Annotated in this window: 13 protein-coding genes; 1 reads left to right on the plus strand and 12 read right to left on the minus strand. The window is 67.6% G+C overall.

Features of this window, described 5'->3' with window-relative positions; genetic code table 11:
* Window positions 1–14: 14 nt before the first annotated feature.
* Window positions 15–1,259 (minus strand): dienelactone hydrolase family protein, encoded by a 1,245-nt coding sequence (locus tag ACQR1B_RS03330; RefSeq protein WP_434831253.1) that lies wholly within the window; start codon window positions 1,257–1,259, stop codon window positions 15–17.
* Between the two features lie 155 nt (window positions 1,260–1,414).
* On the opposite strand from ACQR1B_RS03330, the gene ACQR1B_RS03335 reads away from it, so the two are divergent.
* Window positions 1,415–2,047 (plus strand): helix-turn-helix domain-containing protein, encoded by a 633-nt coding sequence (locus tag ACQR1B_RS03335; protein WP_434831252.1) that lies wholly within the window; start codon window positions 1,415–1,417, stop codon window positions 2,045–2,047.
* 24 nt (window positions 2,048–2,071) lie between these two features.
* On the opposite strand, the gene ACQR1B_RS03340 is transcribed toward ACQR1B_RS03335, so the two are convergent.
* The 11 genes from ACQR1B_RS03340 to ihpA all read right to left on the minus strand — a co-directional run bounded on the left by ACQR1B_RS03340 (window position 2,072) and on the right by ihpA (window position 13,542).
* The gene (locus ACQR1B_RS03340; RefSeq protein ID WP_434831251.1) at window positions 2,072–3,127 is read right to left on the minus strand and encodes an ABC transporter substrate-binding protein; all 1,056 of its coding nucleotides are present in this window, start codon (window positions 3,125–3,127) and stop codon (window positions 2,072–2,074) included.
* Window position 3,128: 1 nt separating this feature from the next.
* The gene (locus ACQR1B_RS03345) at window positions 3,129–3,461 is read right to left on the minus strand and encodes a hypothetical protein (protein WP_434831250.1); all 333 of its coding nucleotides are present in this window, start codon (window positions 3,459–3,461) and stop codon (window positions 3,129–3,131) included.
* The gene (locus ACQR1B_RS03350; RefSeq protein WP_434831249.1) at window positions 3,458–4,216 is read right to left on the minus strand and encodes an ABC transporter ATP-binding protein; all 759 of its coding nucleotides are present in this window, start codon (window positions 4,214–4,216) and stop codon (window positions 3,458–3,460) included. The genes ACQR1B_RS03345 and ACQR1B_RS03350 overlap by 4 nt, the downstream gene beginning before the upstream one ends.
* Window positions 4,213–5,019 (minus strand): ABC transporter permease, encoded by an 807-nt coding sequence (locus ACQR1B_RS03355; RefSeq protein ID WP_434831248.1) that lies wholly within the window; start codon window positions 5,017–5,019, stop codon window positions 4,213–4,215. The genes ACQR1B_RS03350 and ACQR1B_RS03355 overlap by 4 nt, the downstream gene beginning before the upstream one ends.
* On the minus strand, window positions 5,016–5,795 hold the full coding sequence (locus ACQR1B_RS03360; protein ID WP_434831247.1) for an ABC transporter permease: 780 nt from the start codon (window positions 5,793–5,795) through the stop codon (window positions 5,016–5,018). Before ACQR1B_RS03360 ends, ACQR1B_RS03355 begins: the two co-directional genes overlap by 4 nt.
* A 128-nt stretch (window positions 5,796–5,923) precedes the next feature.
* Window positions 5,924–6,697 carry an SDR family NAD(P)-dependent oxidoreductase gene (locus ACQR1B_RS03365; RefSeq protein ID WP_434831246.1) on the minus strand — a complete coding sequence of 258 codons (774 nt, stop codon included), beginning with the start codon at window positions 6,695–6,697 and terminating at the stop codon, window positions 5,924–5,926.
* Window positions 6,697–7,194 carry a 2,4'-dihydroxyacetophenone dioxygenase family protein gene (locus tag ACQR1B_RS03370; RefSeq protein ID WP_434831245.1) on the minus strand — a complete coding sequence of 166 codons (498 nt, stop codon included), beginning with the start codon at window positions 7,192–7,194 and terminating at the stop codon, window positions 6,697–6,699. The genes ACQR1B_RS03365 and ACQR1B_RS03370 overlap by 1 nt, the downstream gene beginning before the upstream one ends.
* Complete coding sequence (locus ACQR1B_RS03375) at window positions 7,184–7,996, minus strand: FadR/GntR family transcriptional regulator (RefSeq protein ID WP_434831244.1); 813 nt, start codon at window positions 7,994–7,996, stop codon at window positions 7,184–7,186. Before ACQR1B_RS03375 ends, ACQR1B_RS03370 begins: the two co-directional genes overlap by 11 nt.
* 128 nt (window positions 7,997–8,124) lie before the next feature.
* Entirely contained in the window at window positions 8,125–11,292 is a 3,168-nt protein-coding gene (locus ACQR1B_RS03380) for an efflux RND transporter permease subunit (RefSeq protein WP_434831243.1), read from the minus strand.
* Complete coding sequence (gene ihpB, locus ACQR1B_RS03385) at window positions 11,285–12,277, minus strand: divalent metal ion exporter adaptor subunit IhpB (RefSeq protein WP_434831242.1); 993 nt, start codon at window positions 12,275–12,277, stop codon at window positions 11,285–11,287. Before ihpB ends, ACQR1B_RS03380 begins: the two co-directional genes overlap by 8 nt.
* On the minus strand, window positions 12,274–13,542 hold the full coding sequence (gene ihpA / locus ACQR1B_RS03390) for a divalent metal ion exporter subunit IhpA (protein ID WP_434831241.1): 1,269 nt from the start codon (window positions 13,540–13,542) through the stop codon (window positions 12,274–12,276). The genes ihpB and ihpA overlap by 4 nt, the downstream gene beginning before the upstream one ends.
* Window positions 13,543–13,577: the final 35 nt, after the last annotated feature.

Genomic DNA, 13,577 nt, shown 5'->3' on the forward strand with positions numbered 1-13,577 from the left:
ATGACGATGTGCGATCAGTTCGGGGCGCTCTCGGCCCAGCGCTTCATCAGCGTGTTCGAGGGCAGGCTTTCATCGACCAGCTTCTTGGCGGTCTCGACGCCTGCGACCGGCAGCTTGGCCGGGTCGAGCAGACCGATCTGCACCAGCACCGAGGCCTGGTCCCAATAGATGTGCTCGTTGTAGAGCTTGTCGCCGCGGAAGCGCACGATCGCGACCAGCGGGATCTCGACATACTTCCCGGTCGGCGGGATGCCCGGCAGCATCCAGTCGATCTCGATGTCGTGGGTGAAGCAGAACAGCATCTCGTCAACGACGCGGTCGGCGCCGATCGTGCGCGAGATCGGCACCAGCTTGGTGTCCTTCGGCGTCTTCGGGATGAAGTGATTGGCGTAGAAGCGCAGCAAGTCCTTGTAGCCGACGCCGCCGGTCATGGTCGGGATGTGGTTGACATAGGGCTCGGCGACCATCGTGCCCATCGTCGCCTCGGCCGAGCGGGTGGCGAACTCCAGCTCGGTGTGCTTATCCCACAGCGACGACAGGTCGTAATGCGGGCCGAGCACCTTGCGGAACAGCGCGATCGAGCGCGAATGCGCCATCAGGGTCGCCGGCTTGTCGAAGCTGGCGCGCTCGGGCGCGGCGAAGGCGTGGTCGCAGCCGGGATAGAGGTAGAACTCAGCGTCGTCGCGGCCGGCAAAGCCGGCCTTGACCGCCTCGCGCGCCTCGGCCGGCGCGAACTTGTCGAGCTCGGCGAAGTGGAAAACGATCGGGCCCTTGATGTTCTTGGCCTCGGCGATGTCGGCCTCGATGCCGACGCCGTAATAGGAGACGGCGCAGTCGACGTCGGTGCGCGCGGCCGTGAGATAAGCGAGCTTGCCGCCGAGGCAGAAGCCGAGCGCGCCGACCTTGCCCTTGCATTCGGTCCGCGCGCGCAGAACTTTCAAGGCGTCAGCGGTGTCCTTGATCGCCAGATCGACGTCGAAGCGCTGGTAGTAGCCGAACGCCTTGCCGAAATCGGCCTCGCCATAGCCGAGCTCGATGCCCGGCTCGAAGCGCCAGAACAGATCCGGCGCCAGCACCACATAGCCTTCCTCGGCATAGTAGTCGGCGACGGCCCGCATCGAGGCGTTGACGCCGAAGATTTCCTGCAGAAGCACGATGCCGGGACCGGAGCCTGACGCGGGCACCGCCAGATAGCCCTTGAACGTGCCGCCATCGGCGGCGGCGATGTCGATCCACTGTCCAGCGCTCTTGCCAGCCATCGTCATGCTCCCCGGTCCTGCCAGCGTCCACAGTGACGCCGCACCTGATGTGTTTTCTTCATTGAATTTTTAATGTAAAAATGTGGGATGTAAACAGCAGAGATTGAGCATGCGCTGCACATCCATTGTGCGGAGCGGCATCGGGAGATGGGAATTTGAAAAGGGCTGTTAGTGCCGCGGCGGCGCGCAAGGCCGTGGTGGTGAAGGCGAAATCCGCCAGGAGCAAGTCCGGATCACGGGCAGAGATCGCCCGCGTCGACGCTGAGAATGGCGACGGCAAAGGGTCCTGGCATCTCGCCCGCAGCGACGCCGAGCGGCGGCTGTCGGACTTCGAATTCGCGCTGGAGCGGCTGGCGCAGTCCTATTATCGCTGGAAGGCGTCCTGCCTCGCCGCGGTCTGCGAGGTGCCGCTGACCGGTGACGACGTCGCCGTCCTCAACGTCGTGCGCATGGGCGACGAACCGAAGCGGCTCACCGAGGTCGGCCAGTTGCTGAACCGCGTCGACGTGCCGAACCTGCAATACGCGACGCGCAAGCTCGTGCGCGCCGGCCTGATCGAGACCGAGGGCCGCTCCTCGCGCAAGGAAACCCGCTACCGCGCCACGGCGCGCGGCCGCGCCGTGACCGAAGACTACGCCGCCTTGCGCGCCGCCACGCTGCCGCCGATGTTCGACGGCCTGCCCTGCTGGATCGACAGCTGCGCGGCGACGACCGCGCAGCTCGACCAGATGTCAGGCCTCTATGGCCAGGCAACGCGGGTCGCGATCACCAAGCGGCATCAATCGTGAGCCCTCCCGCGAGCCCGGCCCTGCTCACGGCTTGAATACGTAGCCGGGGCCGATCGCCGCCGCCTCGGGGATCGGCGGCAAATCGGCGAACAGTTCGGGCTTGTCCTTCATCACCTTCAGGATGAATTTCGGCTCGATGTGCGCATTCACGTCGAAGGTCGATTTGAGGATGCCGAGCCGGTGCAGGCGATCCTCGGCGCTGTAGAGGGCGCGATAATTGTTCGCCGACAGCCTTCGGTCCGCCTGCTGGATGTTGAACTGCATCGCGGCCTCGGCGACCTCCTGCTTGAGACCGGGGATCCAGCGGGTCGCGACCTGCGCCGCCTGCTTCGGATTCTTGCGCATCCACTGGTCGGCCTCGGAGACGGCGGCGAGAAACTTCTCGATGGTCTCGCCATTCGCCTGCACCCATGGCCGCAGGGCGACATTGAAGCCGAGATAGGCGATGACATCGCCGCCGCGCACGAGCTGGAACGCGCCCGGCACGTCCTTGCCCGCCACGATCGGCCACGGGTCCCAGCCGGAGAACGCATCGATGCCCTTCGCGAGCAGCGCCACCGTCATGTCCGGTGGCGGCGTGTTGACCAGGGTGACATCCTCAGGCTTGAGCCCGGCCTTCTCCAGTGTGGCGAGAATATAGAGATGGTTGATGGTGCCGAACGAGGCCGCGATCTTCTTGCCCTTGAGGGTCGCAAGGTCGCCCTTGACGATGCCGGAGCCCTCGCGGGCGACGATCGCGATGGTCGCGTCGGAGCCCGCTTTGGTCGCATTGCCGCTGTAGTTGCCGAGCGCCACGAGGTCCATGCCGCGCAGCACTGCGCCGATCATCGGCACGCCGACCTGCACGATCTCGCTCTCGCCGGCCTGCAGCGCATTGAGCGCGTCGACGCCGGTGGCGTAGGGCCTGGCAATCGCGACATCGAGGCCATGCTTCTCGAAGAAACCGCGCTCCAATGCGATCGGCAGGCCGATCTGATCGATGCCCGTCACCATGCCGGCCTTGAGCTTGGTCAGGGTCTGCGCAGCCGCCGGCACACAGGCCAGCGCGAGCGCGGTAGCAGCCACCAACAGGCGTCTCATACTATCCTCCCTCCTTGATTGGTCCGACCGACGTCACCCAATAGGGCCGGGCGATCGCGGTCAGATCCCTTCGTTTGACACCACGCAGTTCGATGGAGCGGTCGTCGGTGCCGGAGACGCGCCCATATTGCTGAAACGCCAGCACGTGAAAGCGCTCCGGCGTGAACGGCAGCTCGATCTGGACATTGAGCTTCTCGGAGGTGCCGGCGAGCTCGGGCGCGATCTTGCCGGGCGCCGCCAAGGTCAGCCACAGCTGGAAGCCGCAATACGCCGCGATCACGCCGATGACGATGCGGCCCCTGGTCGAGTTCAGCGCCTGCAGCAGGAGGCTCATGCCGCGCGTACCATCTGCAGCACCTGGGCGGACAGGCGCTTGAACTCATCATCATTGACGAGCTGGTCCCACATCCGCGGCCGCGGCAGGTCGACTGCGACCTCGTCGAGAATGCGGCCCTTGGACAGCACCACCACACGGTTGGCGAGGAACACGGCCTCGCCGACGTCGTGGGTGATGAACAGCACGGTCGGCCGGCGGTCCTGCCAGATCCGCGTCAGCTCCTCCTGCAGGGTCATCCGCGTCTGCGCATCGACCGCCGCGAACGGCTCGTCCATCAGCAGCACCGCCGGCTCGTTGGCGAGCGCGCGCACGACGCCGACGCGCTGCTGCATGCCGCCCGACAATTCGTTGGGATAGCGGTTCGCGGCATGCGACAGGCCCGCCAGCGCGAGATAGTCGCGGGCGATGCGGTCGCGCTCGGCCTTCGGCACGCCGCGCATCTTCGGGCCGAAGCCGACATTGTCGAGCACTGTCTTCCAGGGAAATAGCGCGAACGACTGGAACACGACGCCGCGCTCGGGGCCCGGGCCGTTCACAGGCGTGCCGTCGAGCAGGATCTCGCCCTTCGAATGCGGGATGAAGCCGGCGATCATGTTGAGGATCGTGGTCTTGCCGCAGCCGGAGGGGCCGACCACCGAGACGAACTCGCCCTGCTGCACGTCGAGCGAGACATCATGCACGGCGGTGACGTGCGCGCCGGCATAGGGATCGAAATAGGTCTTGCCGAGATTCCGCAGCGAGAGTGTCTTCATGATGTCACCAATCCCCAGCGCTGGCCGGTCGCGCGTTCGAGCGGCGCGAGGATCCAGGCGTCGACGACGTACCAGAGCAGTCCCAGAATGATCATGCCGAGCACGATCTCGACGGTGGAGCCGGCGCGGCGCGCATCGAACATCAGAAAGCCGATGCCCGACGTGCCGACGATCATCTCGACCGCGATCAGCGCGCGCCAGCCATAGCCGAGCCCGTTGCGCAGGCCGGTGATGATGTTGGGCAGCGCGCCGGGCAGCGTCACCTCCCACAACACGCGGGCGCGCGAGGCCCCGAGGCACAGCGCGGCGCGGCCGAGATCGCGCGGCACGGATTCGACGCCGAGCACGGTGTTCAGCACGACCGGAAACAGCACTGTATAGACGATGATGAAGGTCATCGTGGTCAGCCCGAAGCCGAACCAGATCAGCAGGATCGGCAGCCAGGCGATGTCGCCGATGGCCTGGAAGAACAGCAGCACCGGCCAGCAGATCCGGTGCGCCCAGCGGCTGGTGCCGATCAGAATGCCGAGCGGAACGCCGAGCGCCATTCCGACGGAGGCGCCGACCGCGAGGCGGATCAGGCTGTCCTGCAGGTAGTCGGGCAGGATGCCCTTGTAGGTCAGCGTCACGAACGAGCGGGCGACGTCCGCCGGCCCTGGGAAGAAGGCGCGCGGAAACAGCCCGGCTTCGGCCACGATGGTCCACAGCGCAACGACCGGGATGAAGGGGATGATCGCCGCAAGCGCCGGCCAGCGCCGCGTCATCCGTGCATAGCCGGCCCACATCTGCAGCAACAGGTTCATGCCCGCCTCACCATGCCCCAGCGCTCGATCGTGGCGCGTTCGATCCGCACCAGGATCAGCCGGTCGATCAGCAGCCACAGCACGCCGATCACGATCATCCCGAACACGATGACCTCGGTGCGGTAGAAGTCGCGCGCGACGAACAGCATGTAGCCGAGGCCGACATTGGTCGCGATCATCTCGGCCGCGATCAGTCCGCGCCAGGCGAAGCCGAGGCCGGTGCGGATGCCGGTGACGATGTTGGGCAGCGCGCCCGGTAGCAGCACCTCCGTCAACATCGCCCAGCGTCCGGCGCCGAGCGAGGCGGCCGCATTGCGCAGCGTGTGCGGAATCGTCTGCACGCCGAGCAGGGTGTTGTAGGCGACGACGAAGAACACGGCATTGAAGATGACGAATACGATCGCGCCGAAGCCATAGCCGAACCACAGCGTCGCGATCGGAATCCAGGCGATGCCGGCGAGTACCGAGAAGAAGCGGAACAGCGGCGTCAGGAAGGCTGCGACCGTGGGGCTGACGCCCATCGCAATGCCGAGCGGCACTGCGGTCGCGACGCCGACCAGCGTGCCGAGCCCGACCCGCAGCAGGCTGGCGCCGACATGGGCGATCAGCGTGCCGTCGCGGATCGAGTCGAGCGCTGCGGCGCCGACCGCGCTGACCGACGGGAACACGCGTGGACTGACGTCGAACAGCGGGACGACGACGGCCCAGATCGCGAGCAGCGCCAGCAGCGGCGCGACGAACATGGCGCTGCCGGCGACACTTGTCGCGCTGCGCATGAGCCAAGGCGACCTGGTTTTCACACTGGCCTGCACCTGAACGTCACCTCCCTGAGTCATCCTGCTTCCGTCATTTGGCGTCTCGTCATGACGCGCCGCGCTTCTGGGTGTCGCGGCTTCGTCGCTCGTCAGGTGATCGCATAGCCTCCATCGATGATCAGCACGGTGCCGGTGACGAACGAGGCCACCGGCGAGCAGAGATAGAGCACGCCGCCGAGCAGATCGGCCGGAGTCCCCCAGCGCCCGAGCGGGGTGCGATCGAGGATCGGCTTGGCGCGCGCCGGATCAGCCTGCAGCGCCGCCGTCAGCGGCGTCGCGATCCATCCCGGCGCGATCGCGTTGACGCGGATGCCGTCGGCGGCATAGGCGATCGCGAGCGATTTCGTCAGCTGCGCGATGCCGCCCTTGCTCGCGGCGTAGCCCGGCACGAGGCCGCCGCCGAAGAACGACAGCATCGACGCCAGATTGACGATCGCGCCCTTGGAGCGCGCCAGCAGCGGGCGCGTTGCGGCGCAGATCCGCATCGACCCGGTCAGGTTGACGTCGACGACATCGGCGAAGACCTCCGGCTGCAATTCGTCGCCGCGGCGGATCATGCCGGCGCAGTTGACGACGACGTCGAGCGCCTCGAGCGAACTGGCGAGCGAGCGCACCGCCGCGTCGTCGCGAACATCGAGGCGCTGCAGCCTGGCTTGCCCGAGCAGCGGATCGGCGGCCGCGGCGGCGATTTCGCCGTCGCTGACCCCGACGGCGATCACCTCGGCGCCCGCCTGCAGGAAGCCGCGCGCGATTCCCGCGCCGATGCCCGAGGTGCCGCCGGTCACCAGCACGCGGCGGCCGGCATACCATTGCGAGGCCCAGGCGCCTGACAGGTCGGCCGCGATGGGATCAGACCCGGTCATCAGCGCACGAACTGGTCGACATAGTCGGCGCCGAGACCGCATTCGGCATAATGCGCGCGGCACATGTCGATCTTGGTGAAGACGTCCTCATAGCCGGTGTGACGGTTCTGCTCGTCGAGATAGATCATCGAGCCCTGGATGTTGAAGAAGGTGATCATCTCCGGCGTGTCGTCGGGCACCGTCAGCGTGTGGATCTCGCCCGGCGGCTCGAACACGTAGGAGCCCTCGGTCGCCACCCAATCGTGCTCGCGATAGAACCATTTGCCCTTGAGCACGAAGCCGTGGACCGGGTTCGGATGCAAATGGCGCGACAGCACGCCCGACTTGCGGACGCGCAGCAGATTGCACCACTGTCCCTGTCGCGTGTTCAGCATCAGCGGCCGGAACCAGACGTTCTTGGCTTGCGGCACCCAGACCCGCTCGTCCGTCGGCATCGCCACGACGGCGATCTCCGGCGACGCCAGCACATGCGTCGATCCCTTCATGTCACGATACATCGCGCTTCCTCTTTGGTTTTCGCTCGGTCTTCTTCGCGGTTCCGCTGCCCCGCTCGCGCTTGCGCGAGGCCGCGGCGATCGCGCTGCGCCGGGTCGCGAGCCGCGACTTGGTGTAGCCGAGCACACGCTCCATCGCTGTCCGCGCCTTCTCGGGATTGCCTTCGTCGATCGCGCGCGCCGCGGCGGCGTGGTTCGGCAGATTGTCCTTGAACCAGCCGGCGCTGCCGACGGCGACAAGGAAGACGGTGCTGAGAATGGTGTCGACGGCGCCGCGGAAGCCTTGCAGCACCGGGTTGTGGGTCGCGTCGAGGATCGCGAGATGAAACGCCTTGTCGGCGGCGATCGCGCTGGAGAGATCCTTCGCGGTCTCCATCGCTGCGAGCGCGGTGTTGATGCGCCAGCGATCGTTCTTGGTCGCGCGCTCGGCGGCCAGCGCCGCAGCGGCCGGCTCGATGATCGAGCGCACCTCCTGGATCGCCAGCAGGAGATCGCGATTCGGTTCGTCCTGGCCGACCAGCCAGCTCAGCACGTCGCGATCGAGCAGGCTCCAATCATGCCGCGGCAGCACATGCGTGCCATGGCGCGGCCGCACGCTGACGAGGCCCTTCGCGGCGAGCGTCTTGATCGCTTCGCGAATGACGCCGCGCCCCACGCCGAAGCGCGCCTCGAGATCGGGCTCGGGCGGCAATGCGGTGCCGACGGGGATGAGGTCTTGCGCGATCTCGCGGCCAAGCGTCGTCAGCACGGTCCTGATCCGGCCGGGCTTGACGAGGCCTGCGGTGCTCTGCCGCGCTCTGGCCAATTCGCGTTCCTTCCCCATGCGACCTGTCTGCGAGGTCTGCTTTCGCGAAGGCTAGCACGGAGAAAACGGCCTTGGCAAACATCGGATGTTTAACATCCGATGTTTGGGCGCCGCAGCAAAGCGCGGCATTACGCCGCCCGGGTCTCCCGCCGGAAGAGCACGTAGAGCGCGGGCAGCACCAGCAAGGTCAGCACCGTGGAGGAGATGATGCCGCCGATCACGACGGTGGCGAGCGGACGCTGCACTTCGGCGCCGGCGCCGGTCGCGAGCGCCATCGGCACGAAGCCGAGCGATGCGACGAGCGCGGTCATCAGCACCGGCCGCAGCCGCGCCAAGGCACCTTCTTCCACCGCTGCGATCACCGAGCGTCCTTCGTGGCGCAGCCGTTCGATGAAGGCGATGATGACGAGACCGTTGAGCACGGCGACGCCCGAGAGCGCGATGAAGCCGACGCCGGCCGAAATCGACAGCGGCAGGTCGCGCAGCAGCAACGCGGCGATGCCGCCGGTCAGCGCCAGCGGCACGCCGGAGAACACCAGCGCCGCGTCGGCGAGCGAGCCCATGCTCATGAACAGCAGCAGGAACACCAGCGCGAGCGCGATCGGCACCACGATGGTGAGCCGCTTGGTGGCCGAGACCAACTGCTCGAACTGGCCGCCCCAGCCGATCCAGTAGCCCGGCGGCAGCTTCACCTTCTCGGCGACGGCGGCCTGCGCCTCGGTGACGAACGAGCCGAGATCGCGCGCGCGAACATTGGCCGAGACGACGATGCGGCGCTTGCCGTTCTCGCGGCTGACCTGGTTCGGTCCCGGCGCGGAGACGACGGCCGCGACCGACGACAGCGGCACGTAGCGCGGCTGCGCGGCGGCGTTGAAGGCGGTGCGGACCGGCGCTGCGTTAGCGTCGTCGGTGGCAGGCAGCGCGATCGGGATGGCGCGGATCGCGTCGAGATTGCCGCGCAGGCGCTCGGGCAGGCGCACGACGATGTCGAAGCGGCGGTCGCCGTCGAACAGCTTGCCGACCGCCTTGCCGCCGATCGCGATCTCGACCACGTTCTGCACCTCGGCGACGCTGAGGCCGTAGCGCGACAGCGCCTGGCGGTCGATCTTGACGCTGAGGATCGGCAGGCCCGCCACCTGCTCGGTCTTGACGTCGGTCGCGCCGGCGACGCCGCGGATCGCGGCCTCGACCTGGCGTGCCGCGCCCTGCAGGATGTCGAGATCGTCGCCGAAGATCTTGACGCCGACATCGCTGCGCACGCCCGAGATCAGCTCGTTGAAGCGCAACTGGATCGGCTGCGAGATCTCGTAGTTGCTGCCCGGGATCTCGTCGGCGGCCTGCTCGATCTCGGCGACGAGCTGCGCCTTCGGCTTCGCTGGATTGGGCCACTCGGCGCGCGGCTTCAGCATGATGTAGCCGTCTCCTTGCGACGGCGCCATCGGATCGGTGGCGACCTCGGCGGTGCCGATGCGGGTGAAGACGTCCTTCACCTCGGGTATCAGCCGCAGCCGCGCCTCCAGCGCCTTCTGCAGATCGACGGACAGTGTGAGACTCGTGCCTGGAATGCGCAGCGCCGCCAGCGCGACGTCGCCTTCGTCGAGGCTCGGGATGAACTCGCCGCCCATGCGCGTGGCCGCAACGCTGCTCACTGCGATGATCCCGACGGCCGCGGCGGCGACCGTCAGGCGATAGGCGATGACGGTCCGCAGCAGCGGCGCGTAGATCCGTCGCGCGGCGCGCATGATCAAGTTCTCCTGCTCGGAGACCTTTCCGTTGACGAAGATGGCGACCGCGGCCGGCACGAAGGTGATCGAGAACAACACGGCGGCGCCAAGCGCCATCAGCACCGTCAGCGCCATCGGCGTGAACATCTTGCCCTCGACGCCGGTCAGGGTCAGCACCGGCAGGTAGACGACGGCAATGATCAGCGTTCCGAACAGGCTCGGCCCGACCACCTCGCGCGCGCCGGCGACGATGGTCTGAAGGCGCTCACAGGTTGTCAGCAGGCCGCCCTTGCGGTGCTGCGCCTGCGCCAGCAGCCGCAAACAGTTCTCGACGATGATGACGGCGCCGTCGACGATGATGCCGAAATCGATCGCACCGAGACTCATCAGGTTGGCGCTGACTTTGCTCTCCACCATGCCGGTGACGGTCATCGCCATCGACAGCGGGATGATGCAGGCGGTGACCAGCGCAGCGCGGAAGTTGCCGAGCAGGAGAAACAGAACGACGACCACGAGCGCGGCGCCTTCGAGGAGATTTTTCTCGACCGTGCGGATCGTCGCTTCGACCAGGTGGGTGCGGTCGTAGAGCGTGCGCGTGATCACGCCCTCGGGCAGGGACTTTGCGATCTCGTCGAGCCGGGCCGAGACGCGCCGCGCGACGCTGCGGCTGTTCTCGCCGATCAGGAGCATCGCCGTGCCCAGGATCGTCTCCTCGCCGTTGAGCGTCGCCGCGCCCGTGCGCAGGTCGCGGCCCTCCATCACCTCGGCGACGTCGCCGACGCGTACCGGCGTGCCGCCGCGCGCGCCGATCACGATGTCCTTCAGCTCGGCGGCGCTGCCGACCTGGCCGGGGGCGCGTACCAGATACTGCTCGCCATTGCGCTCGATGTAGCCGGCGCCGACATTGGCGTTGTTGGAGGCGAGGGCTGCGATGACGTCGCGGAAGCTGATCTTGTAGGCCATCAGCCGGCCGGGATCGGGCAGCACGTGGAACTGGCGCTCGAAGCCGCCGATGGTGTTGACCTCGATCACGCCGGGGACGCCGCGCAGTTGCGGCCGGATGATCCAGTCCTGGACGGTGCGCAGATCCGTCGGCGAATAGTCGGCGCCCTCCGGCGTCTTGGCGCCGGGCCTGGCCTCGACCGCATACATGAAGATCTCGCCGAGGCCGGTCGAGAGCGGGCCCATTGCGACCTCGACGCCCGGCGGCAGCTGGTCCTTGATCTGCTGGATGCGCTCATTGACCTGCTGGCGCGCGAAGTAGATGTCGGTGCCGTCCTGGAACACGACGGTGACCTGGCTCAGGCCATAGCGCGACAGCGAGCGTGTGAAATCCAGCCGGGGCAGGCCGCCCATCGCGGTCTCGACCGGGAAGGTGATGCGCTGCTCGGTCTCGAGCGGCGAATAGCCCGGCGCCTTGGTGTTGATCTGGACCTGGACGTTGGTGATGTCAGGCACGGCGTCGATCGGCAGCCGGGTGAAATTCCAGGCGCCGAACGCGATTGCTGCGAGCGAGATCAGCAGCACCAGCCAGCGCTGGCGCACGGCGAAGGCGAGGATCGCGTCAATCATGCTCGGCCTCCCCCTTGCCCATCTCCGCCTTCACGACAAAGCTGTTCTCGGCGACGTAATGCTCGCCGGCGGCGAGGCCGTCGCGGATCTCGACGTAGGTCGGATCGGACTCGCCGAGCGCAACCGGCCGGGCCTCGATCTTGTCGCCCTCTTCGCGGACGAACACGACGGTCCTGTTCTCCAGCGTCTGGATCGCGCTGGCGCGGACCGCGACGGCGACGCTGCGCTTGGCGAGCACCAGCCGCGCGGTGACGAACAGGCCGGGGCGCAGCCGGCCGTCGGCATTGGCCAGCACGACGCGCGCCAGCGCGGTCTGCGTCTCGCTGGCGCCGACGGGCGCGATGTAGGAGACATGGCCGCGGATTTCGCCGCGGCCGTCGTCGGGGTCGATCAGCACCTCGTCGTCGAGCCGGACCCGCCGCAGATCCTGCCGGTAGATCGACAGGTCGACCCAGATGGTCGAGAGATCGGCGACCACGAAGGCCGGCTTCTGCTCGGAGGCGTATTCGCCGAGCGAGATCTGACGGTCGATGATGGTGCCGCCGAGCGGCGCCTTGAGATCATAGGCGGTCAGGCTCTGGTTGCTCTCGATCGACGCGAGCAGCTCGTCCCTCGCGACGGTGTCGCCGATGCGCTTCCGGATGGCGCGGACTATGCCGGGAAAGCGCGGCGTCACCTGCACCAGCGCTTCCTGATTGGCACGGAGCACGCCGTTGAACGACAGCGTATCCGACAAGGTCGCCGGCCCCGCTTCGGCGAGGGTGACGCCGGCGGCGGCGAGCTTCACGTCGCCGATGCGGATGCGGTCGGCGCCGTGCTCGTCCTGCTCGACGTGATCCTTCGGCGCGCGCTCCTGATTCTCGGCATGCTCTGCATGGCCAGCGGTCGCCTCCGTGTGGGGCGCCGCGTCGACGAGGAGGCGTGACGCACCGGCGCCGGCTCCGGCCGCGAGGATCGCAACGACAATGACGGTGAATGTCTTCATCGCGCAGTCTCCCGTGTCAGGGTGAAGGGGCGGCCGACCAGGCCCTCGATGGTTGCGACGGCGACATGGATGTTCTGCAGCGCCTCCTGCTCGCGCAGCCGCGCCTGCGCCACGCTCGCCTGCGCATCGAGCACCTCGAGCAAGGTGAAGCGGCCGGCGCTGTAGCCCTGCGCGATCTCGTCCGCGGCCTCCTGTGCCCTTGGAATTGCGATCTCGCGCAGGACGGACAATTCGCGCAGCGAGCCCTGCAGCGAATCGTAGGCGCGGCCGGCGATCACCAGCAGCGCGTTGCGATTGGCCTTGCGCTCGGCCTCGGTCTTGGCGAGGCTTTCCTGCGCGGAGAGGATGTTGCCCTGGTTCTGGTCGAACACCGGGATCGGCACGGAGACGCTGAGCCGGACGGCGTCGTCCTGCGTGTCGTTGTAATGCCGCCATCCAGCACTGAGGCGCACGTCGGGGTACGGCTTCAGCCGTGCCAGCAGCAGCTCGGCATTGCGCTGGGCGTAGACAGCGGTCCAGCGTGCCAGTTGTGGATTGGCGTCGATCGCGGCGATGACACTCTGAAAGGACGGCGCTCGGCCGGTCGCGTCGAACCGCCCGGTGACCGAGACGAACTTTGCCGAGCTGTCCCCGATGAGCAGCGCGAGCTCACGCCGTGCGCTCGCGAGCGTTGCCTTGACGCGCTCGCGATCGGCGCGCACCAGCGCCGAGGCGACCTCGGCGCGGCCAGTTTCCGCCGGCGAGGACGCACCGGCCTCGACCCGCCGTCGCAGCAAGGGCGTCAGCCGGTCGAGGGCGGCGACCTGGTCGTCGAGGATCTGAATGCGGCGCTGGGTCGCGAGCACGGTCACGAAGGTAACGGCCGTCTCCGACAATATCTCGAGCCGCACCGCCTGACGCTGGATCTCGGCCACCCGCACGCCGGCCTGGCCGGCGGAGATGCGCGCGTCGCGCTTGCCGAACCATTCGAAGGCCTGGCTGATCTGCAGGGTGGTCTCCGCCGATCGCGTGCCGCGATAGGCGCCAGAGCCGAACGAATTGTCCTGCTCGTAGGAGAGCTCCGGATTGAGCCGCGCGCCGGCCTGCAGCCGCTGGCCGGAGGCAATGCCGATGTCGCGCTCCGCGGCGGACAGCCGCGGGTTGGCGGCGATGGCGCGCGACAGCGCCTCGCGCAGGGTCAGGGTCTGCGCAGCGGCGGCATGCACGGGCAGCGCCAGTAGGGCTGCCGCGCAGATCGCGCGTGCAGCCATCGCGGGGAATGGCATGAAGATGAACCTGTCTTGACGAGCGATGATGGACG

The organism is Bradyrhizobium oligotrophicum, from assembly GCF_051168495.1.
Classification (GTDB): domain Bacteria; phylum Pseudomonadota; class Alphaproteobacteria; order Rhizobiales; family Xanthobacteraceae; genus Bradyrhizobium; species Bradyrhizobium oligotrophicum_A.